The 26545-nt window shown below is 54.4% G+C and carries 21 protein-coding genes, 1 tRNA gene and 1 pseudogene; 8 read left to right on the top strand and 15 right to left on the bottom strand.

All coding sequences use genetic code 11. The features are described 5' to 3' along the window. Positions 1–51: 51 nt before the first annotated feature. The 3 genes from C5Y96_RS17820 to C5Y96_RS17810 form a co-directional block, all read right to left on the bottom strand. Positions 52–1152 (bottom strand): type IV pilus twitching motility protein PilT, encoded by a 1101-nt coding sequence (locus C5Y96_RS17820; RefSeq protein WP_105356101.1) that lies wholly within the window; start codon positions 1150–1152, stop codon positions 52–54. 343 nt (positions 1153–1495) lie between these two features. Continuing rightward, positions 1496–3223 carry a GspE/PulE family protein gene (locus C5Y96_RS17815; RefSeq protein WP_105356099.1) on the bottom strand — a complete coding sequence of 576 codons (1728 nt, stop codon included), beginning with the start codon at positions 3221–3223 and terminating at the stop codon, positions 1496–1498. A gap of 218 nt (positions 3224–3441) precedes the next feature. Beyond that, a complete protein-coding gene (locus C5Y96_RS17810) occupies positions 3442–4125 on the bottom strand; it encodes a hypothetical protein (protein WP_146115713.1) in 684 nt (227 codons plus the stop codon). Positions 4126–4273: 148 nt separating this feature from the next. On the opposite strand from C5Y96_RS17810, the gene C5Y96_RS17805 reads away from it, so the two are divergent. Further along, positions 4274–5152, top strand: a complete 879-nt coding sequence (locus C5Y96_RS17805) for a porin family protein (RefSeq protein WP_105356095.1) — start codon at positions 4274–4276, stop codon at positions 5150–5152. Positions 5153–5426: 274 nt separating this feature from the next. Here the strand turns inward: C5Y96_RS17805 and C5Y96_RS17800 are convergent, their stop codons facing one another. Both C5Y96_RS17800 and C5Y96_RS17795 read right to left on the bottom strand, forming a co-directional pair. Beyond that, a complete protein-coding gene (locus C5Y96_RS17800) occupies positions 5427–6095 on the bottom strand; it encodes a hypothetical protein (RefSeq protein WP_146115712.1) in 669 nt (222 codons plus the stop codon). A 656-nt stretch (positions 6096–6751) separates the two neighbouring features. Beyond that, a complete protein-coding gene (locus C5Y96_RS17795; RefSeq protein ID WP_105356091.1) occupies positions 6752–8023 on the bottom strand; it encodes a hypothetical protein in 1272 nt (423 codons plus the stop codon). Between the two features lie 218 nt (positions 8024–8241). Here C5Y96_RS17795 and C5Y96_RS17790 point away from each other — a divergent pair. Next, positions 8242–8325 (top strand) — tRNA-Ser (locus tag C5Y96_RS17790). 226 nt (positions 8326–8551) lie between these two features. Here C5Y96_RS17790 and C5Y96_RS28180 read toward each other — a convergent pair. Next, a pseudogene (locus tag C5Y96_RS28180) lies at positions 8552–9199 on the bottom strand (tyrosine-type recombinase/integrase); the annotation flags it as partial. Positions 9200–9283: 84 nt separating this feature from the next. Between C5Y96_RS28180 and C5Y96_RS27845 the strand changes: the two are divergent. Continuing rightward, positions 9284–9766, top strand: a complete 483-nt coding sequence (locus C5Y96_RS27845; protein WP_233199011.1) for a hypothetical protein — start codon at positions 9284–9286, stop codon at positions 9764–9766. On the opposite strand, the gene C5Y96_RS28175 is transcribed toward C5Y96_RS27845, so the two are convergent. After that, positions 9647–9958, bottom strand: a complete 312-nt coding sequence (locus C5Y96_RS28175; protein WP_409994427.1) for a helix-turn-helix transcriptional regulator — start codon at positions 9956–9958, stop codon at positions 9647–9649. The two genes, C5Y96_RS27845 and C5Y96_RS28175, sit on opposite strands and share 120 nt — an antisense overlap. A 402-nt stretch (positions 9959–10360) precedes the next feature. On the opposite strand from C5Y96_RS28175, the gene C5Y96_RS17775 reads away from it, so the two are divergent. Then, entirely contained in the window at positions 10361–10780 is a 420-nt protein-coding gene (locus C5Y96_RS17775; protein ID WP_105356087.1) for a hypothetical protein, read from the top strand. Between the two features lie 270 nt (positions 10781–11050). Here the strand turns inward: C5Y96_RS17775 and C5Y96_RS17765 are convergent, their stop codons facing one another. From C5Y96_RS17765 to C5Y96_RS17740, 5 genes are all read right to left on the bottom strand, one after another. Beyond that, on the bottom strand, positions 11051–14308 hold the full coding sequence (locus C5Y96_RS17765; protein ID WP_105356083.1) for a phage tail tape measure protein: 3258 nt from the start codon (positions 14306–14308) through the stop codon (positions 11051–11053). Between the two features lie 267 nt (positions 14309–14575). Continuing rightward, complete coding sequence (locus tag C5Y96_RS17760; protein WP_105356081.1) at positions 14576–15382, bottom strand: hypothetical protein; 807 nt, start codon at positions 15380–15382, stop codon at positions 14576–14578. Further along, positions 15375–16016, bottom strand: a complete 642-nt coding sequence (locus C5Y96_RS17755) for a hypothetical protein (RefSeq protein WP_105356080.1) — start codon at positions 16014–16016, stop codon at positions 15375–15377. The genes C5Y96_RS17760 and C5Y96_RS17755 overlap by 8 nt, the downstream gene beginning before the upstream one ends. Continuing rightward, the gene (locus tag C5Y96_RS17750) at positions 16016–16258 is read right to left on the bottom strand and encodes a hypothetical protein (protein ID WP_105356078.1); all 243 of its coding nucleotides are present in this window, start codon (positions 16256–16258) and stop codon (positions 16016–16018) included. The genes C5Y96_RS17755 and C5Y96_RS17750 overlap by 1 nt, the downstream gene beginning before the upstream one ends. Positions 16259–17773: 1515 nt before the next feature. After that, a complete protein-coding gene (locus C5Y96_RS17740) occupies positions 17774–18313 on the bottom strand; it encodes a hypothetical protein (RefSeq protein ID WP_105356074.1) in 540 nt (179 codons plus the stop codon). Positions 18314–18767: 454 nt separating this feature from the next. Between C5Y96_RS17740 and C5Y96_RS17735 the strand changes: the two genes are divergently transcribed. Continuing rightward, the gene (locus C5Y96_RS17735; protein ID WP_105356683.1) at positions 18768–19358 is read left to right on the top strand and encodes a recombinase family protein; all 591 of its coding nucleotides are present in this window, start codon (positions 18768–18770) and stop codon (positions 19356–19358) included. Between the two features lie 163 nt (positions 19359–19521). Here the strand turns inward: C5Y96_RS17735 and C5Y96_RS17730 are convergent, their stop codons facing one another. Further along, complete coding sequence (locus C5Y96_RS17730; protein WP_105356072.1) at positions 19522–20121, bottom strand: hypothetical protein; 600 nt, start codon at positions 20119–20121, stop codon at positions 19522–19524. Between the two features lie 475 nt (positions 20122–20596). Between C5Y96_RS17730 and C5Y96_RS17720 the strand changes: the two genes are divergently transcribed. After that, positions 20597–20857, top strand: coding sequence for a hypothetical protein (locus C5Y96_RS17720; RefSeq protein ID WP_105356068.1), 261 nt, complete (start codon positions 20597–20599; stop codon positions 20855–20857). A gap of 150 nt (positions 20858–21007) precedes the next feature. Then, on the top strand, positions 21008–22306 hold the full coding sequence (locus C5Y96_RS17715; RefSeq protein WP_105356066.1) for a hypothetical protein: 1299 nt from the start codon (positions 21008–21010) through the stop codon (positions 22304–22306). Between the two features lie 604 nt (positions 22307–22910). Here C5Y96_RS17715 and C5Y96_RS17710 read toward each other — a convergent pair. Beyond that, a complete protein-coding gene (locus C5Y96_RS17710) occupies positions 22911–23672 on the bottom strand; it encodes a glycosyltransferase family 25 protein (protein ID WP_158261299.1) in 762 nt (253 codons plus the stop codon). 182 nt (positions 23673–23854) lie between these two features. After that, a complete protein-coding gene (locus C5Y96_RS17705) occupies positions 23855–24622 on the bottom strand; it encodes a DeoR/GlpR family DNA-binding transcription regulator (RefSeq protein ID WP_105356060.1) in 768 nt (255 codons plus the stop codon). Between the two features lie 186 nt (positions 24623–24808). On the opposite strand from C5Y96_RS17705, the gene rpe reads away from it, so the two are divergent. Next, positions 24809–26539: a ribulose-phosphate 3-epimerase gene (gene rpe / locus C5Y96_RS17700; RefSeq protein WP_105356058.1), complete on the top strand. Its 1731-nt coding sequence runs from the start codon at positions 24809–24811 to the stop codon at positions 26537–26539. The last annotated feature ends 6 nt before the right edge of the window (positions 26540–26545 follow it).

The following is a 26545-nucleotide window of genomic DNA, read 5'->3' as shown; positions in this document are numbered from 1 at the left end:
TCGTTGTCCGTCAGGAATGGATGAGGAAAAGGGGAGAAGAGGCGCGAACGCTTACGCGGCACCTTCTCGATCGTCAACGTTACCGCGTCGGGCGTCGGCGATACGCTTTGCCAGGTCGTTGGGGTTTTGGGCTTTGGCCAACGCGTCTTCCATGGTGATGCGATCGGCCCGCCAGTGATTGAAAAGGGAGTCGTCCATCAGAATCATCCCGTGCTTCGAGCCGGTTTGAATCATCGATGGAATACGGAATGTCTTGTTTTCACGAATCAGGTTGGAAATACCTGAGGTCACGTTCAACAGTTCGTAAGCAGCCACGCGTCCGCCGCCGATCTTGGGGGCCAGCGTCTGGGCGAGAACGCCCAGAAGGGCCGAACCCAACTGCGTGCGAATCTGATCCTGCTGGCCAGCCGGGAAGACGTCGATGATACGGTCGACGGTACTTGCCGCACTGTTTGTATGCAGCGTTCCGAACACCACGTGCCCCGTTTCTGCCGCAGAGATCGCCGCCTCAATCGTTTCCAGGTCACGCATTTCGCCCACGAGGATCACGTCAGGGTCCTGACGCAACGCACGGCGAATGGCTTCCGAGAAGGAGGGCACATCCACACCGATTTCACGTTGGTTGACCGTCGACTTCTTGTGGTAGTGGTAAAATTCGATCGGGTCTTCGATCGTGATGATATGGTGGTCGACGGTTTCGTTGAGGTGGTTGATCACCGAGGCCAGTGTCGTCGACTTACCCGAACCGGTCGGCCCGGTCACCAGGAACAGACCACGGGGGCGATGGCAAAGCTCGAGCACTTTTGCCGGCAGCCCCAACTGTTCGGGGGTGAGCATGTCGTTGGGAATCTGACGCAAAACCATCGAGATGTTACCGCGTTGTCGAAAAATCGACACACGGAAACGAGCCAAGTCAGAGAACGCGAAACCAAAGTCGGAACCACCCGTTTCCTGGAGTTCCCGCTGGCAGCGTTCCGGCGTGATACTTTTCATCAGCGAAACAGTATCGTCCGGTTCCAACGACTTCGTATCGAGCTGTCGCATACGACCGTGCAAACGAAACACAGGCGGTTGGCCGACCGTGATATGAATATCGCTTGCGCCCTGCTTCACAGCAGCCTGCAACAACTTGTCAATAAGAATCGTGGCCATTGGCTCCCTTTACCACTGATGGATATGCTTCCGTGGCGGGGTGTGTTAGGTGAACCCTGCTCAGGAAGGAGATCCAGCCTCTTTAGGGTCTTGGTCGCTGAGATGGTGTCTGCTTTGAGCGTTGCCCATCCGAGACAAGCATCAAAACTCTCAGTTTGCCGACCCGACCGTGAACTGCTGATGAATGTAGGTTGAAAAGCGTAGGAAAAGCTGTCCCGATGGAAGAATTGTTGGGCCCTGCCATCGAAGACTCAAATAAGTCGTGCTATTTTCGCGTTTACGGACCGATGGCGCGTAAACGCTTGTTTCATCGTGATTTGTCAATTGATGGGCGATGTTTGTCTTATTGGTCTCTCTCGACCACCTTGGCGACGCGGAAGACTTCTTCCAATGTCGTCTTCCCCATCATGGCTTTTTTCACCCCGTCGTCGAACAGGGTATCCATGCCCGTAGCGATAGCAGCCCGGCGGATATCTTGCGTTGCAGCCCCTTGGAATGCCAACTCTCTAAGTCGTGAATTCATAGGCATTAACTCAAAAATACCCATACGTCCCTTGTAACCGCTACGCTGGCAGTTGCCGCAGCCACGTCCCTTCATGAAGGTTGCGCCTTCGGCCATTTCCGGCGTGATGCCAGCAGCTTCGAGCGACTCCTTGGTAGGCTTGATCGGACCCTTGCATTTCTCGCAAATGACCCGGACCAGACGCTGTGCCAGCACACCAATAATTGTACTGGAAACAAGATAAGAGGGAACACCCATGTCGATCAAACGTGTAATGGCACCGGGCGCATCGTTCGTGTGTAGTGTACTGAAAACCAAGTGTCCAGTAAGTGAGGCTTGAATCCCCATGGAAGCTGTTTCACTATCGCGCATTTCACCGACGAGGATGATATTGGGTGCCTGACGCAGCATGGCCTTAATAATCTTCGCGAAATCGAGCCCAATGCTGTGCCGCACCTGGGTCTGATTGATCCCCGGCAGGTAGTACTCGACCGGGTCTTCCGCGGTGATGATTTTGGTATCTGGGCGGTTCAGTTCGTTGAGGGCCGCATAGAGGGTGGTCGTCTTCCCCGAACCGGTGGGTCCGGTGACCAGCACGATACCATTAGGGCGTTTGATGAGGTTGTTGAACTTGATGAAGTTCGAGTCGGACAACCCCAGTTGGCGAATCCCCACCTTGATACTGTCTTTATCCAGAATACGCATCACGATCGACTGGCCGTGATTGGTCGGGATCACGCTCACGCGAAGGTCGATCGTTTTAGTTCCGACGTCGGCCTTGATACGACCATCCTGGCAGCGACGTCGCTCGGCGATGTCGATACCCCCCAGAATCTTGAGGCGGGATAGAATTGCCCCAAGCATACGTCTGGGGGGGCTGTCGCGTTCAATTAAACGACCATCGATGCGATAGCGAATGCGCACGCGATCTTCAAACGGTTCGACGTGGATGTCCGATGCTCGAAGCTGAACGGCTTCGTTGATCATCAATTGGACCAGGCGAACCACCGGAGCGCTTGTCTCGTCGATGGTTTCTTCACCCGCCATGGTCATGGTGTCTTGTTCCATGGTGTCGGTGAAGTCGATCGCCGTGTCGGTGAATTCCTGCAGCATCGTATCTGCGGATTCACCTTCCTGCTGGCCGTAGTAGCGGTTGATCGATTCGAGAATGTTTTCGCGCGGGGCGAGGGCGATCTCGACTTTACGATTAAGGATAAACCGAAGTTTATCGATGGTTTCCAGGTCGAGTGGATCGGCGATGATGACCTTCAGGGCCCCATCATCTTCGGCCATCGGCATCACCACGTTTTCGCGAGCAACCGATTCCGGCACCAGTTCCACGGCCGACATGGGGATTCGGACTTCGTCCAGGTCGATGTACTCGAGTCCATGTTCTTCCGCGACCGCTCGCATTACGTCGCTTGCTCCGACGTAACCAGAACGAATTAGTGCCTCGGGAACCGCGATTCCCTGGGCATCGGCCATGGTTTCAGCCTCGCGAAGTTGGTCAGGACCAACAAGGCCACGTCGAATCAGAATGTCCGCAAAATTTCCCAGGGTTCCAGCCAAAGCGGTATCCTCCGAGCGGAATAGAGAAAGGGAGTGTTGAACTAGAGAAAAAAGATAAGTGCATCCTTAGCCTACCATGTGGCTGAGAATGCCGTTAAGCCTTTTGTGCGTGAATTTTACGTCTATCTACGCAATCTTATCATCCTTAAAGAGCAGGGGCCTCGTCAAGCTCCTGCTCTTTTAGGGGGGGGGGGCTGTTTGCCTTAAAGATATTGTGGTTAGCGTTTTCTTGGTTCCGGCTGGCGAGGAACACTGAAACGCTGGTTCGGGGCAGAGGGTACGCCGTACTGCGGTGCTGATTCGGCAGGTCTCTCAGGCATCGATGGTTTGACGTCATGGGGCGGTCCGTATGGGTTTGGCGTAGAAACTGGGGCCGCGCTGGGTGGTGCTGGGGTTGGTCGCCACAGTTCGCGGTAATCTCGCGTTGAGCGAGGTTGCGAGAGTTCCCGGGCAGCTTCCCACTGGCGATGGGCCATTGCTCGAAGTTGATCGGCGAGGGCGAACTCCGATAACTGCTCGGCATGGGCTGCCATCTCTTCCAGGTGTCGTGCATCGTTACGGAACTTAGTGACAAATTCGCGAACTTCCTGATGTAGCTTCGTGCCAGACCATGGTTCGTTAGGCCTTTCGTTTGTGTGAGGACTGCTCAGGTCGCGATCCCGCTCGATCCCAAGTTCTTTAGACTCGATCGAGTATTCGGGGCCCAACTGGTTGCGAATGCTTTCTACCTCTTTTAGCACGGGGCCCTTGGGGCCTTCTTGGAGTTCCCAATTCTTTTCCTCTGGGATAGCTTCTGCGGGGCGCGCCTCTTCACTGCGGCCCGGTGGTTTTTCGTCTGCTAGCGTGATGGTGACTGAGAAGAGCACCAGGGCTGCCGTCATGAATAGCTGGTTTTGCATCATTTCGATCCATGCGATGTGGGGTGAACTTACCGAGCGCAGCCATAAAACTAGCAAATCCGATAGAGTTCACCAAATTTGACTTAAGAATCTGCATTGACGTCGAAGGGGGACGTTTCGATAATCCGCTGCCCAATTGGGATTGCTATCAGTGAAAGTCCGCAAAGGTTCGTGGATGGGTCGCAAGTTGAGTCATGGTTTCTCGATGCTTCTGACGCTTGGCGTCATGGCTTGCGGTGCGCCGTTGGTAATCGCTCAGGAACCCCTCTCCGCACAAGCACCCATTCTTGAGGAGATCGAGCCGCTGCCGAAATCGATTCTGGAAGCGGAAACAATCGACGTTGATCCGAAGCGTACCTATGAGGAGCCTGGCACGACCGAGAACTGGTTTGGCGGAAAGCATGGCCACGGTCAGTTTGCTCACCGTTTTGATCTCGTGCATAGTCATCCGGATGACCCTTCGCGGCATATTGGTTTCGGGCAACCGCTAACCGGAATGAGTTGGCGAAATCGGCCGATTCATGCGGACGTATTCGCAGGGGCGATCATGCTGCAAAATCTCGTTCCCGGAGAAGTCGAGCAGGAAGGCTCGTTCTTCGACGGCGTTCGACTGGGCTACGACTTCGATCATTACTGGGGAGCCGAAGTTCGATTGGGTTTCGCTGAAGGGCGATTAACCTATCCAACGAATGCTTCATTCTCAGGCAAAAGTCAGTTGATCATTCTCGACTATAACGTGCAGTTCTATCCCTGGGGGGATGCGGCCTGGCGTCCCTACGCGACGCTTGGTTTGGGTGCGGCCATGTTTCAGTACGAAGACGCTCTGGGACGCGACCGAGGTCAGGCTCAGGTTTCTATGCCCTTTGGTTTGGGGCTGAAGTACTTTGTTCATAAGCGACTAGCCCTGCGATTCGAATTGCTCGATAACATGACGCTCGGTGGCACCGACGCCATGTCGGCAAGCAACTTCTCGGTCACCGGCGGCTTTGAGTATCGCTTCGGCGGAAGTGCCCCAGGCTACTATCGCTGATTTCACTTCGCCTGGTTTTCTACGATCTTTTTCGTTGCGTGGGTGAAGGACGTTGCGTATCTAACGATGTTGCTAATCGCGGTGACCCTGGCGCGAGCAGGCATCTTTGAGTTATCTGCTGCCGATCTGCGATTGATCGCTTCTGTAAGATCGTTTGACAGTGAAGATGGTGCGGCGATGTCACGCGAATCGAAAGCGATCGGATCAAGAAAAAAAGAGACGCGGTCCAAGTGTGACCGCGTCTCTTCAAAAGCCCCCCTGGCTATTAGTTTGGTTACATGCTTCCGCGACCGAGGTTGGACGGGTGACGTCCAGTCGTCGAGGTCGGGTAGCTTTGCATCGATCCCGAGTTCATGCGGTAAATCGATTGATCGGATGGTGATACCGGCGTTGGGGTGCTGTACTGCATGGGAACTTCGGAGTCGTACAGAATCGTCGACTCGCCTGGGAGCATTTGCTCGTAGCTCACAGTTTGCGTTTGGGCCTGGCAAGCACAACTGTTGCATGGGATGCCTTGATCGCACATGCTCGAGCAGCACTCGTCTCCGCGGCGAATGCCGACAATGCCAGGGCGACATTGGCCACCGACCGGGCCAACATAGTGGCCAAAGCAATCGCACGGATCGCACTTTGGTGGATCAGAAATCCATTCGCCCCAATACACTTCGTCAGAGCAGCCGGCGGTGCATGTCAGGTTGTTGCGCAGGTGTTGGCGAATCTCCGCGAATGGCGGTTTCGGCAGGCAGACTTCATAGTTAGGGCCACAGCTTTTCCCGCAGCCGCACGAGTCTCCGCAAGTTGCACCACAATCATTGCAGCCGCATCCTGGACCAGGGGCAACATGACCCATGTGACACGAGTTGCAGTTAGGGACGGTTTGACATCCGACTGCGGATAGTAACGCAGCGGCGAATAGGCCAAGGATTAAGTGGCGTGACATCATGTCGAGACTTTCCTGGTTCACATCAAACGAACCACCCTGAAACAACAGGGCAGGGGGGAGTGGGAACGTGACTCAAGAATGGATATCGACCAGAAAGTCGACATAATCGAGAGAATTGCCGTAATCGGCAAAGTTTGCCATAAAAAGCCGGGGGGCTATCACAGGCAGCAGATCTGTCCGCGCATGAAAAAACCGTTGTGATCCGCCCCCAGATACACAACGGCTTCCTATCCGCGATTGATGTCGCGGCATTTCGGTATGTAAAAGCATCGGTCGTGCTAGCCACAAGCTAGGGAGAAGTTACTGGGGAATTCGGGGAACCGCACAATCATTCGCAATGGGTGTTGGTCGAAAACGTGCGCAAAAAAAGGCCGTCAAGTGGGGCAGATACTTGACGGCCTTGACCAACGACCGAAGTCGCCAGTCATGAATAAAGTGAATGGACAGTGTCCATGTGGCTTTTGATCGGCGTCCGTCACCAAATAAAAGATGACAGTTGCAGTAGATGTCAAAGCTTAGCTCTTGTGCGGCAACTTGCAGTGATTTACTGGATGATTTGCTCCAGATTCTGAAAATCTAAAAATGGTCAGAATTACGTTATACGGGTTTACCAGTTAATTCGGCTCGCCGAGGTTCGACAAGCCGAATTGTGCTGATTATTCCGAAGCAAGATCGGTGGGTTTGGGGGAGCGGCGGAAGAAGCTTTTCCAAAGCGAGTTCCAGGCAGACTTGGCCATTGTGCTCAGGCGAAAGTCTTGAATGTCGTTGGTCTGAAATACCTGGGCTAACGCTTCTTCTTGTCCACGATAGGAAGCCGGGAAACGGACCACCAATTGCGCACCCTTTTCAGTAGAGAGCAGCAGCCCAGGGAATAGCGATCCTTTGGCAATGCTGTATGGCCCAGGCGGGATGGCAATCGAGTGCGTAGGGCCGATCGAAAATCGGCGAAAGGTGAACGTCCATATTTCGTCCTTCTTGACCAACTTACCGAGGGTCATCCAGGGAAGCGTACCACCAAAGGATGCAAATGCCGTAAGTCGTTTTGAATCAGGTTCCACCTTGTCAGAGCGGAAGAGAATGACGTCGCCAGCCAGGCGAAAGCCGAGAAGCATTGTGCGTAACGATCGCTCGAAAGTAATCAGGGATACGATCAATATGGGGAGAGCAATTATGCCCCCCAGAGCAGGATGGATCCAGCACGCAACATACATGACCAGTAACACACCGATACGACTGACGCGTAGGAACGTGTCGACCAGCGGGAATGGGTTGATGAGGATCAGTACTTCAAAGACGTTGCTCAGCACCCAGACACTGGTATAGAAGGCAAACATGAGAATGATAATGGCGACCGTCAATATGGTGCCTAGCGGGCCACTGTCTGCCGCAAGGTTGATATCCAGAAAATGGTAGATGAGTCGGAAGCCAAGCAGAAAACCCATCAGGTGGAATAGTATGCCTAAGATATCCAAAGGCATCTTCAGATAGCTGGCAAATGTTAGCACCGTGTCCTTAAATGCCATCAGGAGCGTTATCAGGATAATAGGGATGAAGAACCACGGTTGGTAAAGGAAGATCAACTCTTGACGCCGGTCTGCTTCGGTCATGAAGTAAACCACAGGAGAGGCAATTGAAAGCACCATCAACGGCGACAGGCCTGTGGCTGTGATGCCAACCAGGTCTTCCAGCCCGTTCACCACCATGCCGGCTCGACGCTTTCCGAAGAAGTCTGCCAAGATACTTTGGGGAGACGTATAGACTTTGTCACGTGCATCATCATCCAGCGAATCAACCGGCACGGAGTAATGATCGCCATCCGCTTCCTGGGCGGCGGCCAGGGGGAGTTGATCGAAAAGGCCCCAGCCAGCTACGAGAACTAACAGGCAGCCAATCCAGTTTCCGGAGTTACGATGCGTGAGATACGTCATGTGAGTTGGCTTGGATTCACATTGTTGTCAGTCTTTATCTGGCCCATCATAGCGTTATTGTGTGGTCGAAATTGAATATTGAGGGGAGTACGCAAAAAAATGGATTTCGCCGACTGTCGACTCGTGCGATATGGCCGATCAATCGTTCTAACCCCGGCAAGTGGGCTTCATCCCGTTGACATAAATCCCGCGGCCCGTTAGCGTTAACGAAGATAAGAGGAGGCGAGCCGAATTGGTTAGGGAGCGGATTTGAAATCCGTCGCCGGTTACGCCGGTTGCAGGTTCGAGTCCTGTCGCCTCCGCTGTGTCACAAGATGACACGTGATGACAGACAGCGTCAAAATCGACGCTGTCTAAGGGTTTACGAGAAGTGGCAATCGTCTTCTCGTCGTCCTCTTCCAAAATGTTGTCGTATGCCACATTGGCAGGCGATGACACGAAATGACCCAGAATGTCATCCTCCATGGGCCAGTTTTGGGCCAGTGGCGGTAGCAAGTTCACGGCTTGCGCCTGATCTTCCATGTTGCTGTGCGTGTAGTTCTGCATGGTCAACTTGATGTCACAGTGACGCGCCAACTTCTGAGCCGTTCGGGGATGAACACCTGCCTTGGCAAGCCCCGTCACGTACTGCGATCGCAGCGCGTGAAAGTCGGCTGTCCCATCCTTCGTTGTTGGTTGCAAGAAGGTCGATTTGCTACGCTCTTCCTGTTGCTCGTCGTCCTCTGCTTCCTTGATCCAAGTTGCACGTGCCACGGCCATATCACGTTGAAGAATCTCGGCTGCCTTGTTGTTCCAAGAGCCGGGCCAGAGTTCACCCTCTGGCAGTTGAAGTAATGGGACAATCCAATCGGGCAGGGGAATAGTATCTAGCTTGCGATGCTTGGAAGACTTGGCCTCCACGGTCACCGTGGGTGGCGATGACGTGAGGTTGAAGCTATGGCCAGTGAGAGAACGCAACTCAGACGCGCGAAGTCCGGTAACGCTTGCGACAAGATAGAGCAGGGCACGTTGCACGCCGGTCAACTTGCGAATGGTTTTCCCGGTTCGGGCAGCTTCGATCAGTAGCGTGAACTCTTCAGACGTGAGAACTCGCCTCTGGACTCTGACGTCCACTTCGGCATTGAGTGGTTCAAGATGGGCTACCGGATTATCCGCTGCACGTTTGTTACGAACCATCCACCGGCAAAGCTGCTTGATCGCACCCAAGTAGTAGTTGCTTGTCTTGATGCCGCATTCTGGGCCGCGCTGGTTCGCTAACCATTGCTCCACTTTGACCGGGTCAATATCTCGATAGAAAGTAAATTCGCAGCCCTCAATGATTCCATTGATTCGGGTGAGCGTCTGCCCGATGTGGTTGTCCGCGCGGTCTTTGGCTTCCAGCGAAGCACGGAAGTCGGCAACGTGTTCGGAAAGCGGACGTTTCATCTGCCTAGCGAACTTGTCGGGGCCTTCGGCTGCTTTGGCTTCAAGTTGAGCCGCGAGAGTCCTTGTCTTTTCTTTGGTGGTATATCCTTTGACCCTGACTTCCTTGCCGTCACCGTCGCGATACTTGATGTAATAAACCTTGGTGAGTTTCTTCTGACCGGTCTTGTCTTTGTACGAACGTCGATAGATAGAAGCCATTTAGAGCAACCTTTCGATTTCTTTTCGATCCCATCGCACGGTGCGACCAATGCGACGGCCCTCTGGTATTCTACTTTGAGCTTCCCAACGCCAAAGCGATCTCAAGGAACAGCCAAGTAGTTTTGCTGTCTCTTCCGGGGTGAGTGAGTCCAGGGGGTCGGTTTCCACTTCGATTCTATTTGCAGCCCCCAGGCAAGCCGCCAAGATACGACGGGCAAGCCCGATGCCTATGCCGCCCTCCCGTATCTGGCAGGCTTCTACAGCCGATGGCAGCCCGGCAGATGCCGCGCGGGCTTCGGCCTCTCGGATCATCTCGCGTAGGTCGTCGGCCTCAATAGGTCCGAAGTCGAGATTATCTAATTCTCCAAGGCGTTGCTTAATCCAAGTCTTCATAGCTTCTACCATAAAACAGCCCCGGCCCCAGGGAACTGCAAGAAGGGGGACCGGGGCTGCGGTCATGTCATTACTTCGATTCCCACGATCGACTGGGCAAAAATCCCAGAAATTTTTCCGGCCTAGTTTGCACTCACCATCTAGCTAGATTCACTTTGGCAACGGTCCGGTGATCGCAGCACCGCGCAAGATGAACTAGCAAGTCATGTAGCAAGTTCGTCGCTAGTTCCCGTTGCCGTTATGGTTGATTTTGCCACTTGCCAAGGTCGGAACTTGGAGCATGCTTCGAGTAGATCACCACTTCACCCGGAGCAATCACCAATGACTGACGAACAACTCTACACCGCTGGAAACCTGGAAGCACTAAAAGCCCGTTACACCCCTTGTCTGGTCGATTGGGCGACAACCAAGGCCACGCCTGAAGTTGTCGAAAGGATCATCAAACGAACTTGGGCAGCCATTGAAAGGAACACCCTGCCAGACGGAAGGCCCTTCAAGGTGTGGCTGTTCTTAATCGCTGCCGAGATCGTCAAGGAGATCGCACCACATACACCGGAAACGCTTACCGTCATCGGTGCTATGGTGGCCACGGGCAACACCCACTTTGAAGGCGATATTGTGGAGGTCGCCCAATTCTTGGAAGGTTACCACCGAGAGGAAGAACCGTACCACCCCGCGCTGGCGTCGATCAACTGGGAGCGGGTCGATTGGTTCGACGTTGCCGAAGCGGTCGGCGCATGAAAAAACGGCAAGGTTTTACCCTTGCCGTTTTCCCTATTCAAAACAGCCTTCCGGCTGGTTAAGCCACAAGTCTTGACGCGCGGACAGCGTCCTATTCTGGACGCTATCCCCGTCCTGTTCTCTGATCATCCGTGCGATGTGTGCGCGGCATTGCTGCTTGCACTCTTCCCGGCTGATCAAGTCGCTTTCGATAAACTCGGTCCAATCGATTAGGCAACGATAGCCCCGTCGTAGTCCCCGCTTAATGGGTGTGATAAAGCGATCCATTTTCTATCTCAATCTGCCGGTCCCCCGGCGTAGCTCGCGGTTTAGTTTGTCGAGAACAGCCCGCCCGGTAGATTCCGGGTCGCGTGCTGCGTGAATGTGCAGATCGCCCACGCTGTTGTTGATCACTGTCCCGCCTGTTTCACGGTAGGTTTGTCCGGCGTTCATCGCCTGCAACTGCGAAAAGAACTTGCGGGACGAGGCCGCATTCACCACGAACTCACCCGGCGAGAGCATAGCCGGGACGCTGTCGGTCCCTCTCGCAACGCCACCGGCGGCCCGATAGGCAACACCACCGAAAGCCCGCCCCAAGTCAGGGCGTTTGCTTGCGGCAGCCGCAGCCCGCTCCAGGCTATCGGCGTAGCTCTTGGCATGGCCTGCCGTGGATGACATGAGTTGATCTAATCCAACCAGTTCGGCCTTTAGTTCCACTGCGTTGCTCGCGGGTAGCTGCGCGACTTCCCCGAACTTGGCGAAAATCTCGGACAGGTCATTCAGCGTAGAACGGAAGCCAAGTTGCCCCGGCGTGTTGCTGTTGGCGACGTTGTCCGCGAACTGCTGGAGGATCGGCTGAAGGCTGTTGACCTCGTCAACCGTCAAGGTTGCATCGCTCCGCAGCCGCTCCAGGAAGCCGCTGATAGATTGAAACTGACTTTGCAGTTCGCCAACCTCAGCACCACCGAATAGGTTTCGGCTGCCCTCATGGGAGTCTAGCTGCGTGAACAGTTGGTCTAGTTCTGCTGTGAGAGTGACCCGCTTTTGATCTGCCACGGCTGCGGCGTCGATCTGTGAGCGGATTTCGGCTTGCCGTTCCGCAACCTTATTCATCGCCTGCAATAGCTGATCGGGGTCCCCAATCTTGCCACCGGTGAAGGCTTCCAGGCCGCCAAGGTCAAAGCCCGTGCGGCCGCGCAGTTGCTCGAAAGCTCCCTTAACGTCGGAGAAAATTTTACTAGTGTCGATGTCTAGCTTGATGCCGGACAGGCTGCGAATTTCGTCCAGGGCACCGGCGAGACGCTCACCCCGTAACGCTAGGTCCGTATCGGAAAACAGTGAGTTCCCGTCAAACGCGCTCACGGACTCGGAAGCGATCTGAACTTGCTTTTCTAGTAGCCCCAGAATGCGTTCCTGCTTCTTGATTGCCTCATCTAGGACCGGTCCGCGTTCGGTCTGGAGCTTGGCGAGTTCCTTTTCTGCTGCGATCTGCTTGGAGTCGATTGCGTCTAAGGCTGCGGACGCACGCGACTCGGCAGCCCGATTCCCAGAAGCCAGGCTGCCAGCTTGATCGGCGAGCCCTCGCGCCCGCTCGAATTGCTTTAGGGCTTCCTGGATCGATTCCGGCGTGACTGCATTGGCCAGCTTGGCAGCGGCTTCCGCTGCGATCTGCTGCGCCCGCTCGGCTAGTTTGACGGCCTGCGCGGAATCGTCGAAGCCTGCTACCGATCGGGAGAACTGCCGGTCTTCACGGTCTGCGGTGAGATCGGCAATCCGGCGTTGTGAATCCTCAATGATATCCACGGAAGATTCAGCCGCTTGGCGTAGCTGGTCGATAGCCTTCTTGCGTTGATCGACAACACGCTTGAGAGCATCCTTTGAACTCTTCACGAACGCATCGTTCGCGCTCTTGGCGTTGTCAACGTCTGCCAAATAGGTCCGGTTCAATTGACGGACAACTTCACCCGCAGCCTGGAGCCGTTCGCGGTTTGATTGCGAAATGAGATCGCGCTCGGTTCCGAGTCGTTTCTCCAGAGCATCGACAACGGATTGGTTATCCCGCTCCAAGCGTCGGAGGTCAACGAACTGGGCTTCGTTCAGTTGCTCGCCAATGTAGGAACCGATGGAATTTCCGAGACCGGCGGCCAAGGGGATAGCGGACAGCAAGCCAAGGGAACGCCCAAGGGTGAGGGCTCCGGCATTGGTCGCTAGGATCGAACCCCGAAGCGTAACGAACGAGGCAGCAAGCCCAAGGACTGCGGGTCCGGCGGCCTGCGAAATCTTAATGACTTCATCAGCGCCGCCCACGAAGTCAGAGAGATCGACAGCCGACTTGAGGACCGATTGCCCCAGGTCCACCGTGAAAGCGTTGGAAAGCTTGTTGATTTCTTTGGTTAGTCGCTCGGCATCCGTTGCCGTGGCTTGGAGGAATTTCTCCTGAGAGAAGTCTCGCGCGGCCTGGGTCATCGCCTGGGTGTTTTTAATGAGAGTATCGAACTCATCGGAAGCGAGAGACGAAACGCCGGACAATGCACGGACATTCGGGAAGAGCTTTGCTAGTGCTTCGGAGCTTCCCCCGGTCTTATCCTTCAGGGCTTGGAGCGTGCCCGACAGGCCCAACGTCTGGATAGCAGTTTGGGCACTGCTGAAACCTAGCCCTTTCAAAGTGGCTTCCATTGCATCGGAAGGCTTTTGCAGAGCGGTAAGAGTCGCGCGGAACTGGGTAAGAGCTTCGCTAGTTTTCGTACCGCGAACCGAGATAGCCGCAAGGGTGGAAGCTGTTTCTTCAAGACTGACGCCCAAGTCGGCTGCGATCGTGTTGACTCGTCCAAAACTATTGGCAAGCTCGCTCGCGGTGATACGGCCCTTGTCGATCGCAGAAAAGAAGATCGACGAAACCCGGTCGGTATCATCGACGGACAAGCCGTAACCAATGATGGCAGCGGACAGGAGGTCTACCGAGTCCGCCAAGCTACTGTTTGTGGCTTTGCTGAACTGGGCAGCCTTGGCGGTAAACGTGAGACTTTCGCCAAGGTTTCCAACCTGGTTGGACAAGGCTTGATAGACGCCCGCTCCGGCATCGTCCAAGCTCACGTTGAAGCTGTCCGAGAGATTGCGAACGCTGGTAGCCAGCTTGTCGAAGCTCGCGCCGCTGTTGTCGATCGTCCGAATCAATGCGACTTGACGCTGGAATCTTACAGCCGCTTCCCCGGTTTCCTCAAACGTCCTACGCATCTGTGAGAGTGCGCGAACGATCAATTGAGTTGTAACGATTCGAGCCATGAGGCCCCACGACACGGTCAGGCGTTCGACAGCCTGCGTGGCCTGGGGAATGTCTCGCTTGAATGCCGCGCCAACAGCCTTGGAGCCGTTCGCCACGTTCTTCATTGCCGAGACGGTCCGGCCTGCGTTCTTGTTGAAGAGGCTCATCCGCTGGTAAACGGAGTCAAGACGCTTTTCAAAGGTCTGGAACCCGGCGTCTAGTTTGGCGAGAGCTTCGAGCGCCTTGGTTGCGTCGATCCCAATTTCTTGGGTAATTTTGTCAGTCATTGGAGATCACGGCGCAGCGTGCGCCGGAAGAGAAGAGAGAAGAGCGCCGTAGAGTGCGCCGTAAATAGAAAGACCCCTCGGAGCGAAGTACAGAAAGCTCGGAGGGGTCAACCCAACAACTATTTTTGTTCGGGTGGTTGTCTTCGTTCGGCTAACTCAAGCAAAAGCTTGTCGTTCTGCCAAGCCTGGAGGAAGACTCGCTTCTTGCGGCTGTCAGTCTCGGCTAAATATCGCTGAAAGGCAGCTTCGGCTTGGGATCGTAGATAATCAATGTTCATTTTGGATTGCTTGAGAGAGTGTTTTTCGCGTGCTTCGGTCGATCGGGTGCCACCGTTTGCGTGGCGATTCAGAGGGGCGACCGGCGCGAATGGAGAGGGGATGGACGCACCACCAGCCGGGAGCCGGAACAGATTCCTCTAACCCCGTCATGCCCTTGGGAAGTGTCCAGATTCGGCAGCGCCCGTAGTCGGTCCGACTGTACGCAACGAGTAGACGACCGGGAAACGAGTTCGGCGTGAATTCGGTGTGTGTTCCGCTCGCTGTTTCGTGCAACCAGGTTGCACGCTTGAACTCTGGTAGAAGCCAGACAATTTCCGTTTCTTGTTCGGCGACATGGTGGAGGATGTCGCTTGCGTGCGCGCGTCGCTTCGGTCCCGGTTCGGCGTGGATGATATCCGACATTTGCCAAAACTTTTGGAAAGTATCGTGATAGAACTGGGATTGCTGGCAAACGTCATCCGTTGGAATGCGTTTCGGATATCGACTTGGGTGCATGGCCCCTATCCCAACGTCCAATCGTGGGAAGACGGCATCCTCGGGAATGTCGTCAACCTCGCACCCTTCCGGCCTTGGTTGCATCACATTGCGGTAGAGAATCCGGCTCACCTTCTGCGGTGTGTAGACACCGTGAACTTCGTACGCTCGCGAGATGCTGAAAGCGACGATCTGCGAGCCATGCCAAGTCGTAGGCGTGACTTGCATCTCGGTATCAACAGTCAAGCAACGGACCCACGCCCATTGGCGCGCAGGCTCATGGAGCCAGCGCACTTTGGTTTCGTAGAAAAGCTCACTCATGGCCGCCACCCGGCAAGGACTCGCGGCGTTGCTTGGCTTCGGCGGCCTGAAGCTCTGCCTTAGTGGCCTCAGCTTCCAGGCGGTTCGCTTCAAGACGCTTGTCGCTGGCTTCCTGGTTGGCTCGCTTGATCTCGGCTTCCTCAACCTCACCAAGCAGTGAGAAGAACTCAGAACCGAACGAGTCCGGGTCTGGGTATTCGTGGCGAACATCCGCCATCGAGATCAGCCGGTCTAGCTGTTCCTGAGTGGCCCCCGGATACAGTGCCCGGCCAGACTTCTTGATGAGGTCGATTGAAGTCATCGCGTTTTGAGCCGATTGGCTGCGGTCGAAGTCGGCTTGCCACTTTGCTTGGGATTGCTCGGCTTCCCATTTCTCTTGAGCGGGCTCAAGCATTGCCAGACGGCGGTTGATGCCTTCACGATCTGCGGGTGTCGCGTACTTCTTTTGCGCCTTGAGTTCTGCAATCCGCTTTTCGTAGGGGGAAGCTTTCGCGGCGTCTCGCTGCCGTGCTTCGTCCGCTGCCTTCTTGGCACGCGAGCGGTTCAGGTCGCGCTGATCACGATACGCTTGCCGCTCGGCTGAAGTTTTGGCTGTTCCGTCAGGATGGAAAAATTCGTTTCGGTCGTAGCTCATTATCGCTGCCCTCGCTGATAGGCTTCGTTACGGGCCTGGAGCATCTGACGGACTCGCGCCAACGCATTGGCGTTAAAGCCGCGCGATGCGAGATCGTCAAGGACAGCCTGGTAGGGGTTTCCATTGGCGGAAACGCCGAAGCCTTCGCCGAGAACCAAGACGCCGTGAAGCCAGGCAAGTTCGTTGTGTTGGCTATGGGGATCGACGAAGAGGTCGGAGAGTACGTAGGAGTAGGGATTCATAGCGTTGGGTTTCCTTGGTAGGAGGTTGAAAAAGCCCGCTGCCCTTGCTGGAAGAGGGCAGCGGGGAAACGATGGCGGATGTCTTAAACCGCCAAAGTGATTTGCAAAACTGGTCCCCACGTCGCTGACGTTCCGCGACGTGGGGCCAGGGCGCCGCCGGATTCTTTCTTCTCAAGGAAAGAATCTCACGTGAGACTTTCGCCTCAGTGATCGGTGGACCGCTCCCCCATCAAGAAAAGGGAGCGGTCCAGAGCCTCAACCCGAAGGGAGGCGAGCCACCTGCGGTGGTTGTGCGAAAGCCGATCAGCCATGGACTTACTGACCGGCTCGCCTGGGTCGGTGGCAGTACACCGATCCTGGTAGATGGGACCCAGGACACGAGTCCTGGGAAGACCGCTGCCACTACACTAGCGGTGTGCGGGGACGAGACGACCGGAGTCGTCTACAGTGAGGGATTTTGGTGTTAGGCTGAGGTTGCCAACGGCTAGTTGCGTCGAAGTTCGTCCGACTGGATAGCCAAGTCCACGGATGGCTGACAGGATCGCTCGGCGTCTGGGGGCAGTGCGGCTTCGGTCGCGGCACCATTGGCGAACCGCTCCCACGAAGTCGGACGCGGTCACGGTTGAGCCGGGAACCGTGTGGCCATGTTCAGCCAGAAAGGTTTGGATGAGTGAGTCGGTTTGCATATTGGTTCTCGCATCGGGTGCGCATGATTGTCTTACCCTCTTAGTATCCGCCAGAATACGGGCAAAATTCAGAATTCTTGTATTGTCCAGAATATATCTGGCATGCGCCGCGTTATTATCTTTCTAGTTTGGTGTCGATGCCAGAATCTTGCAACCTGTCATCGACAGCACCCCTCCAGACGCCTCAGATTGCCCCAGGATCGCCCGTTACTGAAAATTCGACCCGGAGGCCCGTTCTCGTCGCGAGGCTGTTAAATCGCCTCTCAGGAGCTTGCTGTAATATGGCCGCAATCCACTTGTGGGCAGGGAGTTAGGGCTTCTTGAGGTCGCCCAAAAGGCTAATGGCGAACGCAGGACACGCAAGTCGTTTCTTGGTCACGACTTAGGCTCTTACGATTTGACAAGAGTTAGCAGTTTAGCCAATTAGTGTTCTTCTTGGTTTAGTTTTATATTTAGAACAATGAAGAAACTCATCTATAGGGTGTCAGTCTGTAGATTAACTCACTAACTCGCTAACGTTATCATTCTCTTTCTCTATTTTTTTAACTAAGCTCTCTCTCTCTCTCTCTCTCTAACTTTAAAAACAAACTACTACTAGATTTAGAGCGTGCGCGTCCCTTATTGCGGGCCGACGCGGTGGACCCCGTTTTGCGAGTTAATGGCGGAAAAATAAGGCTATCTCTGAGGTAGTAGTCCTAACTGAAATCGGCCAAATCAGCCAAAATGGACGATCAGCCATGGCCCTGTCCGCGTTAATCGGGTGCCGCATTTACTCAGGCGCGACCCCATTGCGGCGTTGGTCAACGCGGACGAGTACGCCGCAATTGCTCTACCTTCGAGCCATCTTCCGCGAAAGCTCCCTCATTCGTGCCGCAATATTCTCGCGGATTTGGCCAGGATCACGCCAAACCAGTCCCGAAACGACATCGCCCCTCACGGTAGAGACACCATCCTTGGAGTAAGGGCAGGGCTTTTGGCTGAAGATCGCTTCGCAGATCGTATATTTCCGAGAAATGATCTCACGGAACCGGTGAATGTTGGGCATTTCCAGGTGCTTGCCATACATCACCGATTCCCCACGCACCCACTCAGCAAACTCGGTAGTCATCTCATCGACCTTGATACGGTCATCATTGTGGCACTCGGGGAACTCCCTGGTCATCTCGCGAAGGAACCAATCTGTATAGCTCGCGCCGTCTGCATGCCTCCAGCCGTACCCGTGGTGCTGTTGAGCTTCCCCTGCGAGGCAGCGGTGAACGGACTTTCTGACGTGGCCAGCTTCGGCGAGTGCGGTGAAACTGTCGAAGACCTGGATAGGCCAGAGCGTTGTCGGGTCGAAGGCTTCGAGTGGGATTCTTTTGCGCCCCATTGGTGGTTCCTGGGTACGGGTGACTTGATCGGTAGTATTTATTCGATCTTTGGTGGTGGTTGGGCACTTACTACGACTCGATTCTTTCGCTGGGCAATCAAATCGGCACCGATCCGCGCGCGGTTGAATACTTGTTTAAACAAGTATGCTTTGTGAAAGTCGCCACAATCCCTACACCCCATCGACCGCGTCAATCAGCACAATCGGAACAGCCCGCACGACCAACTCAACCGCGTTAATAGGCACAATCGGACCTATCGCCTGCCAGATGCCTGAGCCTGCCTGCCAGACGCCCGAATCTCGATTCTGTCAATTCTGAGTATTCGCGACCGAACCGGTCGTAAGTCGTTTATTTTTGGGGCTCCAGGCTGCCAAGAATGTGGAAACTTTAGGCTAAAGCCTAGACTTGACAACTGCTAGGCGTGAAGCATGCTTGAGGTAGGAGACAAGCACCATGAAGTACGTCGCAATCTACGTCCGAGTCAGCACCAACAAGCAAGACACCCGCTCCCAGGAAGCGGACCTCAAGCGATGGGCCGAAGCTCAGGAAGAACCGGTAAAAATCTATCGGGACAAGTTCACCGGCAAGTCAATGGAACGCCCCGGCTGGGAGAAGCTTCAGGAAGCCCTAGAACGGGGCGAAGTCTCCAAGGTGGTCGTCTGGCGTCTGGATCGACTAGGACGCACAGCAAAGGGGCTGACGGCCTTGTTTGACGATCTAGTCAGGCGTGGTGTCTCTCTGATCTCCCTGAAGGACGGCGTCGATCTAAGCACCCCTGCCGGGCGCATGCTGGCCAATGTGCTGGCCAGTGTCGCGCAGTTCGAGACCGAAGTCAGGGCAGAACGGGTTCTGGCAGGCCAGCAAGCCGCCAAAGCCAAGGGAAAGCAGATTGGAGGCCGTCAGACTGGAGCAAGAGGACAGAAGGTCCGCGAGCATGAGGACACAATCAGGACCCTCCACGCCGCTGGTAAGTCGGTCTCGTCGATCGCTCGAACCCTCAACCTCTCGCGACCGACGATCTACTCCGTCCTGCGGACGGCGTGAAGCCTGCGCAATCTCGCAACGAACGATGCAAGGTTGGATTGTATCGATTGTCCGGGTGGGGAGGGTCAAATCGAGCACCCCGCAGAACCGGCACAACCCGCGCAACCGGCAGCCCTTTCGGCTGTGTGCGCGGTTCCGGCGTAGAGGCGCGCCGCGTCCAAATCTATGCCCCAGGAGCCCCGCTCGTCTTCTCGGTCCATTGCTTCTGGAGTTCGTCGTGAATCTTGGTGGCTTCCTCATCACCCGCCACCACACTGAGCATCAGACGAATGAATAGCATGTTGCCCGATTCAATCTCGTTCTCGTCGATGTCGCCAATATCAAGCTCGTAGTTGATCAACCACCAACGGTCGATCTTGGCGACCAACTCAAACAGCTTGATGAACAGATTGACATCCACTTCGTAGCCGGCAGACAGGAACTGTGGCAACTTGTGCCCGATATCGTTTCGGTGCCCCCTCAATTCGTCGGCCAAGTCAAGGTCCGCCTGACTTAAGGCTCCCATCTCCTGGAACCATAGCAATGAGGAGCGAAAAGGGCTCTTGTGACGATCTAGGACGCGAGTCTTGTATTCCGGGCTGATCTTGTCACCCTTCTCGTCGAACCCCATGACGTAGAACCCCTTCAGGTGCTCAATCACTGAGTTTTTGAGGATTTCCCAGGCAGCCAAGTACATAGAGCAAGCTATCAAGTTCGCTCGCAGGGAATCGGGATTGAGGAACTTCATCCACCCGTCGATCGCTGCCTGTTGCTGCTTGTCCATCCTGTTACCCTGATTAGTCCTTGGGCCGGAACTGCGGGAACTCATTGAGTCCGTCTTCGTGCTCCAGACAATATAACTCTTTCAGAAGTTCGTCCGCTCGCGCAACTGGATCACCATTTTCAGGCGTGAGGTCGATTCCATCCAATTCGGTGAACCTGCCAATCTTGGTAAAGATTACGCAGTTTGTCCCAAATTGATTAGCCAATTACTGCCAAATAGGCAGGTGCTTACACCCAAGAGCAGTGAAAATCCAGGATTTAGGGTGTTTACAGAATAATTTTGGTTTGGCGCGCCTCTTGCGTAGCGAATGCTGACACCAATCCAGGTGGGTTGATGTCACCACACTAGTAGTTTCGCAAGGCTGACTAGCGTGGAATTCAAAGTTGGGCAAGGAAGCGACGAATGTTCCCTGGGTTTTATTCGCTGCCGGGCCGCGTGTCAATCACTTCTACCCGGGGAGAAACGGATTTTTTTTATGGCAGTCAAGGAAGTCGATGACGTAATCATCGCGGTCTACGTGATGGTTGACGTCCCAGCGGATCAGGTCGTTGCGGACCATGATGTAGCAGAACGCTTCTTGAGTGAAGTGAACAGCCGCCTAAGCGGGGCTCTTCACCTGGACCAGAAAGCTCTCAACAAGCGGCTGATTAACCTTCGTCGACGAGGCGAAGACAACGGCGGTCTCCCCCGGCTGCGTAACAACTACCACGGGCGAGGCCCAAACCGGCCACGATAGCCGCGATCTAGTTCCAGCCCCACGAATGCGTGGGGCTGGTTATTTCATCAACCTGAAGTCTGTTACGAGCAAATTCCTCCGTGAAACGTGGGCGATCGTAACAACGCCTCTGCAGCTTTTCCGCAACATGGTCTAGCCCTAGGATTACCCATGGGATTGTTATTTTCACAGCATTACAAAATCGGACTTACGCAGCAGGATTTGGATTTTGTCGACATCCCATTGGATACCGACATTCGACTCTACGTCGACCCCTACGCTTTCAAAATCAACAATCATGACTGGTACGTCGACTGCAATAATTTGGTCGTTGACTTCTTTCAAACTTTGATCGGACACATTCGCGATGGAAACCATGTGACCGGTCGGATGTTACTTCAAAATTGCGGCGAGCCCAACGAAACACATCTTGGCCAATCCAGCGGTCCACCTCGCGGGCGTGGCGTAGGGGAACTGAAAGGCAGGATTTTGTACGGACGCCTACAAACCAGCGAAGCGGCCAAGACGGGGTTCTTGAAAGACCTTAGTGACTGCGTTTTGATGATTCCAAATTTTGGACCAGACACTATTTCCGACATTACGATCAATGTCGTTCGCGGGAAACTCATTGAATTTACCCAGCAACAGTGCAAAGCACTCGGGGTCCCGATGAGGAAAGTCGCTGCTGGCAAGGTTTGGAACGATTCGACCTCACAATGGGAAAGCAAGTTCGCGGAACTACCTGTGTATAACGGCGCTCCCCTGCTGCTTGTTCCCAGAGATATCGTCCGAATGTCCTTAGCGGTTGATCCTCAATCCTATTATCAGAACGACGTCTTGGATTACCTTGTCCAGGAGCACATGAACTCGAATACCGCGCTCGTGACCGTGCTGAAGGGAGGCAAGCGGAAGGTTTACAAGAAAGACGTCGAGGCTGCTGAGACCAAGCATCGTAAGAAGGGACTGAAGGAGTACCTTTATGACTTCTCGAAAGATCACCTCGACGTTCTTCATCGGTACAAGTCAAAGGCGGAAAAGGGAAGCCTCCCGATTCCAACGGAAAAGTTAACCATTATCCTCAATAAGCACACGGAGAAGACCGTAATCATGAACGGAAACAATTCCAATTATGTCGGTGGCGATAACATCGGGGGCGTTGTCGGTTCCGGCACGATCAATGCCCGAGAGATCACTGCATTTAAAGGCCACTTGCAAAAGTCCCAGCTTGACGACACGGTCAAAGAAATTCTCATTCAGGCACGCGAGGCCGTCGACAACGAAAAGCTGTCGGAGGGAGACAAGATTGACGTTTGCGATGAGCTGGGCAAGATGACCCAAGAGTTGGAAAAACCGGAACCCGACAAGTCTCGGCTCTCCAAACTCTTCGACCGAATTACGGAAGGGGCCTCATCGGTGGGGAAGTTGCTGACCGGTATCTCGGCAGTAGCTGAAGCTATTGGTGGCTCGTGATTGTCATGGCATCAATTCCCGTGCTCGGAATGCAAGCTCTCGACCATGGCCAACATTGCCCGTTTGATCGCATCAGGCAGTGTGGGCCATGCCTGAACAATCTTGGCTAAATCCTCCAAGCTTGGGCCAGTTTTTGGGCCAGTCGTTTCGGCTGACTCTGGTTTTCCCGGCGTTTTTGTGTCATTTCCACGGATTTGAAATCCGTCGCCGGTTACGCCGGTTGCAGGTTCGAGTCCTGTCGCCTCCGCTTTTAAGGCTTTAAAACCTAACGATTTACGACAACGCCTTACGCATCGTAGCGTAAGGCGTTTTTTCGTTGCTGGGCTTGGTTGCACGGGATTCTGTGCAACCACGGTGCAACCAAAATAAGCGTCCTCGTTGGTCGCTTTCACTCTCTAATTCGGAGACGAAAGCGAATGAACGTATGGCGAAAGCAAACGGTACGCTACGAACTCAAAGGTAAGTCGGTCCCTAAAGACACGCTAAAAGCAAAGCGGATATCGATACACTCTAAACGTTTCTACGGAACGCTTGGGACATCGGACAACCAGCGAAAGCAAGTTGCCTTATGCGTATTCGTCTATTGTCTGATGGGTTCAGATCGCTATGCCGCTTGGCATTCGTGCCAAAATCGTTCGCTGTAGCTTTCGTTCATGATGTCGCTGTGGTCGGCTGCCTGGCCAACGAGCCAGGTGGAGGGAGCGTAGACGTTCCACTGAAGCAGGCGGTGAATCGCCCCAAAGTGATGATCGACGTGAATCGATCTTTCGCCGTTGGACTTCGACCAGAGGCTTTTAGGGCGAGATAGCACTCGCTTCGCAAAGCGTGCCAACGGACTTGCGCTTCTTTGACGGTATTGGTCGATGGTCGGATAGGAAATTAGATAGTCATATGCCTGTCGGAGATACTCGCCTCGTAGTGCATGGGCATGAGTGCGATGAACCTGGACTCCTCGGACAACGTGAGCGTTGATCGGTGCAGGCGGTTTCATGTGCTCGCCGCCGAAATAGAGGTGATCCCAGTCGTCGGGAACGTGTTTGAGGAATTCAACCATACCCTCGAGTGATTTCGCATTGAGCAAGGCGTCGTCTTCCAGGATCAAAACCGAATCGTGTTGGTCCAGTAGCGTATCTTCCAGGATTCGAAGGTGGGATTGGTAGCAACCCCATGCGCCAGGGCACTCGCGATAGCGGTTACGCACCCAGGAAGGTGGTTGGCAAATCCGGCCGTCGACGGCTCGAAATCTCTCGACTTGGGGAAACGGCCAGTCGAGTTGTCCGAGGTGCTCGCAGATGCGATCCCAGCGATCACTGCGGCTATTCAAATTGATGCAAACGACACGCGAGAATACCGTTTCCAGAGACATCGGTCCGACTTTCTGCATTTGAGGGGGTTGTGCAGTTGTTCCCAGCGAGTAACAGAATATCCTTCGTTTGGGGGTTGTACTGAAAAACCCTGACACGCGTCAACGTGAACTTCGAGGAAGAGGGTTCGATATTCGTAGATTGCGTAGAGAGGTTGGTCTATGCGACTCGCAATAGAAAGGGCCTAGCTGGTATAGATCAATTTGAGCTTCCTCCCCTGAAGATGTTCAAAGGGTAGCGAGGCTTCAGTTCTCCGATTGGTGATCAGGTAATCGAGCTGATCCAGGTTCGCGATATGCCGCATGGCGTGATGCCCGAACTTGGACTCGTCCGCGAGAACGGCCACTCGGTCGGCGTGTTTGATCATGAGTCGCTCACTCTCGACAACATGCTCGTTGTCGTTGAAGATGCCGGCCTCGGTGATGCCTCCGGTCGAAAGAAGTGCCCAATTCGCATGATATTGAGCGATTGAATACTGCGCGCTTGGTCCCACCAGCAGACCGGTTCCGGGAAAGAGATAGCCTCCGGTCAGGAAGACTTCCCACGGCCCACGTCCCATCATACGGCGTTCGATGGCAGCCGCCAGGGTTAAGGAGTTGGTGATGATACGAAGCTTGATTGGTGGAAGACTGTGGGCCAACTGAAGTGTCGTGGTGCCACCATCGACGAACACAACATCTCCCTCGCTTAAGAACACGGTGGCCCGCCGGGCAATTTCCAGCTTCTCGTTCGCGTTCTTAACCTCGCGGGCACGAAATGGAAGCAGGTCGACTTGATTGACCAATTTGATCCCGCCGCGAATGCGTTCAACCAGTCCGGCTTCGGTCATTTGATTGAAGTCTCGACGGATGGTCGCAGGACTTGCCGCCAGGCGGGTTACTGCTTCCTCGACATGCAACTGACCTGATTCGGACAGAAGTCGCAAAATCTGCTCTTGGCGGGTTGGTTTCATGGGAGATCGTGTCTGATCAGAAGTGATCAATAGTGATCAAAATGATTTATCGTTGTTGATTGAATTTGAGTCGACGGCTTCATGGAATAATTGAATATAGTAAAATATGCGAGAAATAGCAGCAGACTGCAAGTGCTCGTAGTTGATTGATTATGATCATTTCGTACGATACGGGCGATTAATCAAATGGCTTCGTTTTCCTTGTATGCGTATATTCCGGAACGCCCCGTCATGCCCCTCAAGCTGAATCTTGGTGTTAAGACCGATCCAATCGAGTATCGGTATTCCTTTCCCTGGCTTTTTCGGTTGCTGGCTGAGGAAGGCATTCAGCTGGTTCAACTGGGGACCTGGTTTGAACTGTATCAATTGCCGGATGAGTTCTTTGTCAATCTTCGTCGGGAAGCGGAAGACCACGGGATTCGCATCGCCAGCATGTTTACGGCCCATCGTGAACTGGGGGGCTTCTTCCGTACCGAGGACGGTTTCGAGCAAGTGGCCAGGCGGAACTTCGAACGCCTGATCGAAGTAGGTGCTCTGTTGGGGGCGACGTCGGTGGGCTCCAACCCTGGAGCCGTTCTGCGCGATCAGATGGGAACAAAGGCCAACGGCGTGAACTGCTATGTCCGTCACATGAAGGAACTGATGCACCTGGCACACGAGAAAGGCGTTTCATGGCTAACGATTGAGCCGATGTCGTGCTTGGCCGAACCGCCTACCTTGCCAGCAGAAGTTGCTGACATGGGGCACGAACTGACGGAGTATCATCGTCAGAATGCCAACTCGACCTCTGCCATAGGCTATTGCGCCGATATTGCCCATGGTTATATCGATCAGCAAGATCAGGTCGGCTACGATCACATCCAGCTTTTTGAAGCCACCTATCCCTGGCTCTACGAGGTCCACTTAAAGAATACCGACTCGCGATTCAATTCAACGTTTGGGTTTGGACCGGCTGAGCGAGAAAAGGGAATCGTCAATGTTCCCCACTTTCGAGAACTGCTAAATAAGAACGCCGACAAGCTGCCTGTTCAGGAAATGACCGGCTACCTCGAAATCGGCGGGCCGAAACTGGGGCGTGACTACAGCGATCATCAGTTGGCCGATCAACTGCGTAATTCGCTTCGCTATCTAAAGGAAGCGTTTCTGGGTGAAACGGAAGCGGCGTCAGTAATTCGGGGGAGACATGAGGAAGCGGAACAAGCTCCCGCGAAAAACCGAGTCGAGATCGCACCTTCGATGATGTGCGTCGATGCCCTTAATTTCGAGTCAGCACTTCGACAAGTAGAAGGACTCGGCGTCGATATGCTGCACATGGATATTATGGACGGGCATTTCGTCCCCAACATGCCCATGGGGCTGGCGGTGCTTGAACGTCTGCAAGATGCCACGCAGTTGCCACTAGACGTGCACTTGATGGTTGCGAATAACGACTTCTTTGTCCAGCAACTGGCCAACTTGCGAGTCAGTCAGATCTCGGTTCATTTAGAATCGGCCCTCCATTTGGACCGAACCCTGTCGCACATCCGCGATCTAGGGATCAAGGCCGGCGTGGCGATCAATCCAGGCACGCCGTTATCGGCGATTGATTACGTACTGGAGCGGATTGACTACGTGCTGGTGATGACCGTGAACCCAGGCTATGCCGGTCAAAAGATGACGCCTGCTTCGCTGCGAAAGATTGCCGATTGTCACGAACTGCTGGTGGCTCGTGGTTTTGACTTACCGATCCAAGTCGATGGTAACGTCAGTTTCGAGAACATCCCGGGGATGGTCGCCGCTGGTGCCACGAATCTTGTGGCAGGCACCAGCAGTATCTTCCACAAATCGGGGTCCATGCTTGAGAACAAGCGGAGGATGCTTGACGCGATCGAGGTGGGATTGGCCGCTCGAAAGAATCCAGAACTCGCGGCAATGTAAAGTTGT

Source organism: Blastopirellula marina (genome assembly GCF_002967715.1).
Taxonomy (GTDB): domain Bacteria; phylum Planctomycetota; class Planctomycetia; order Pirellulales; family Pirellulaceae; genus Bremerella; species Bremerella marina_B.
This window is presented reverse-complemented; position numbering and strand designations above follow the sequence as displayed.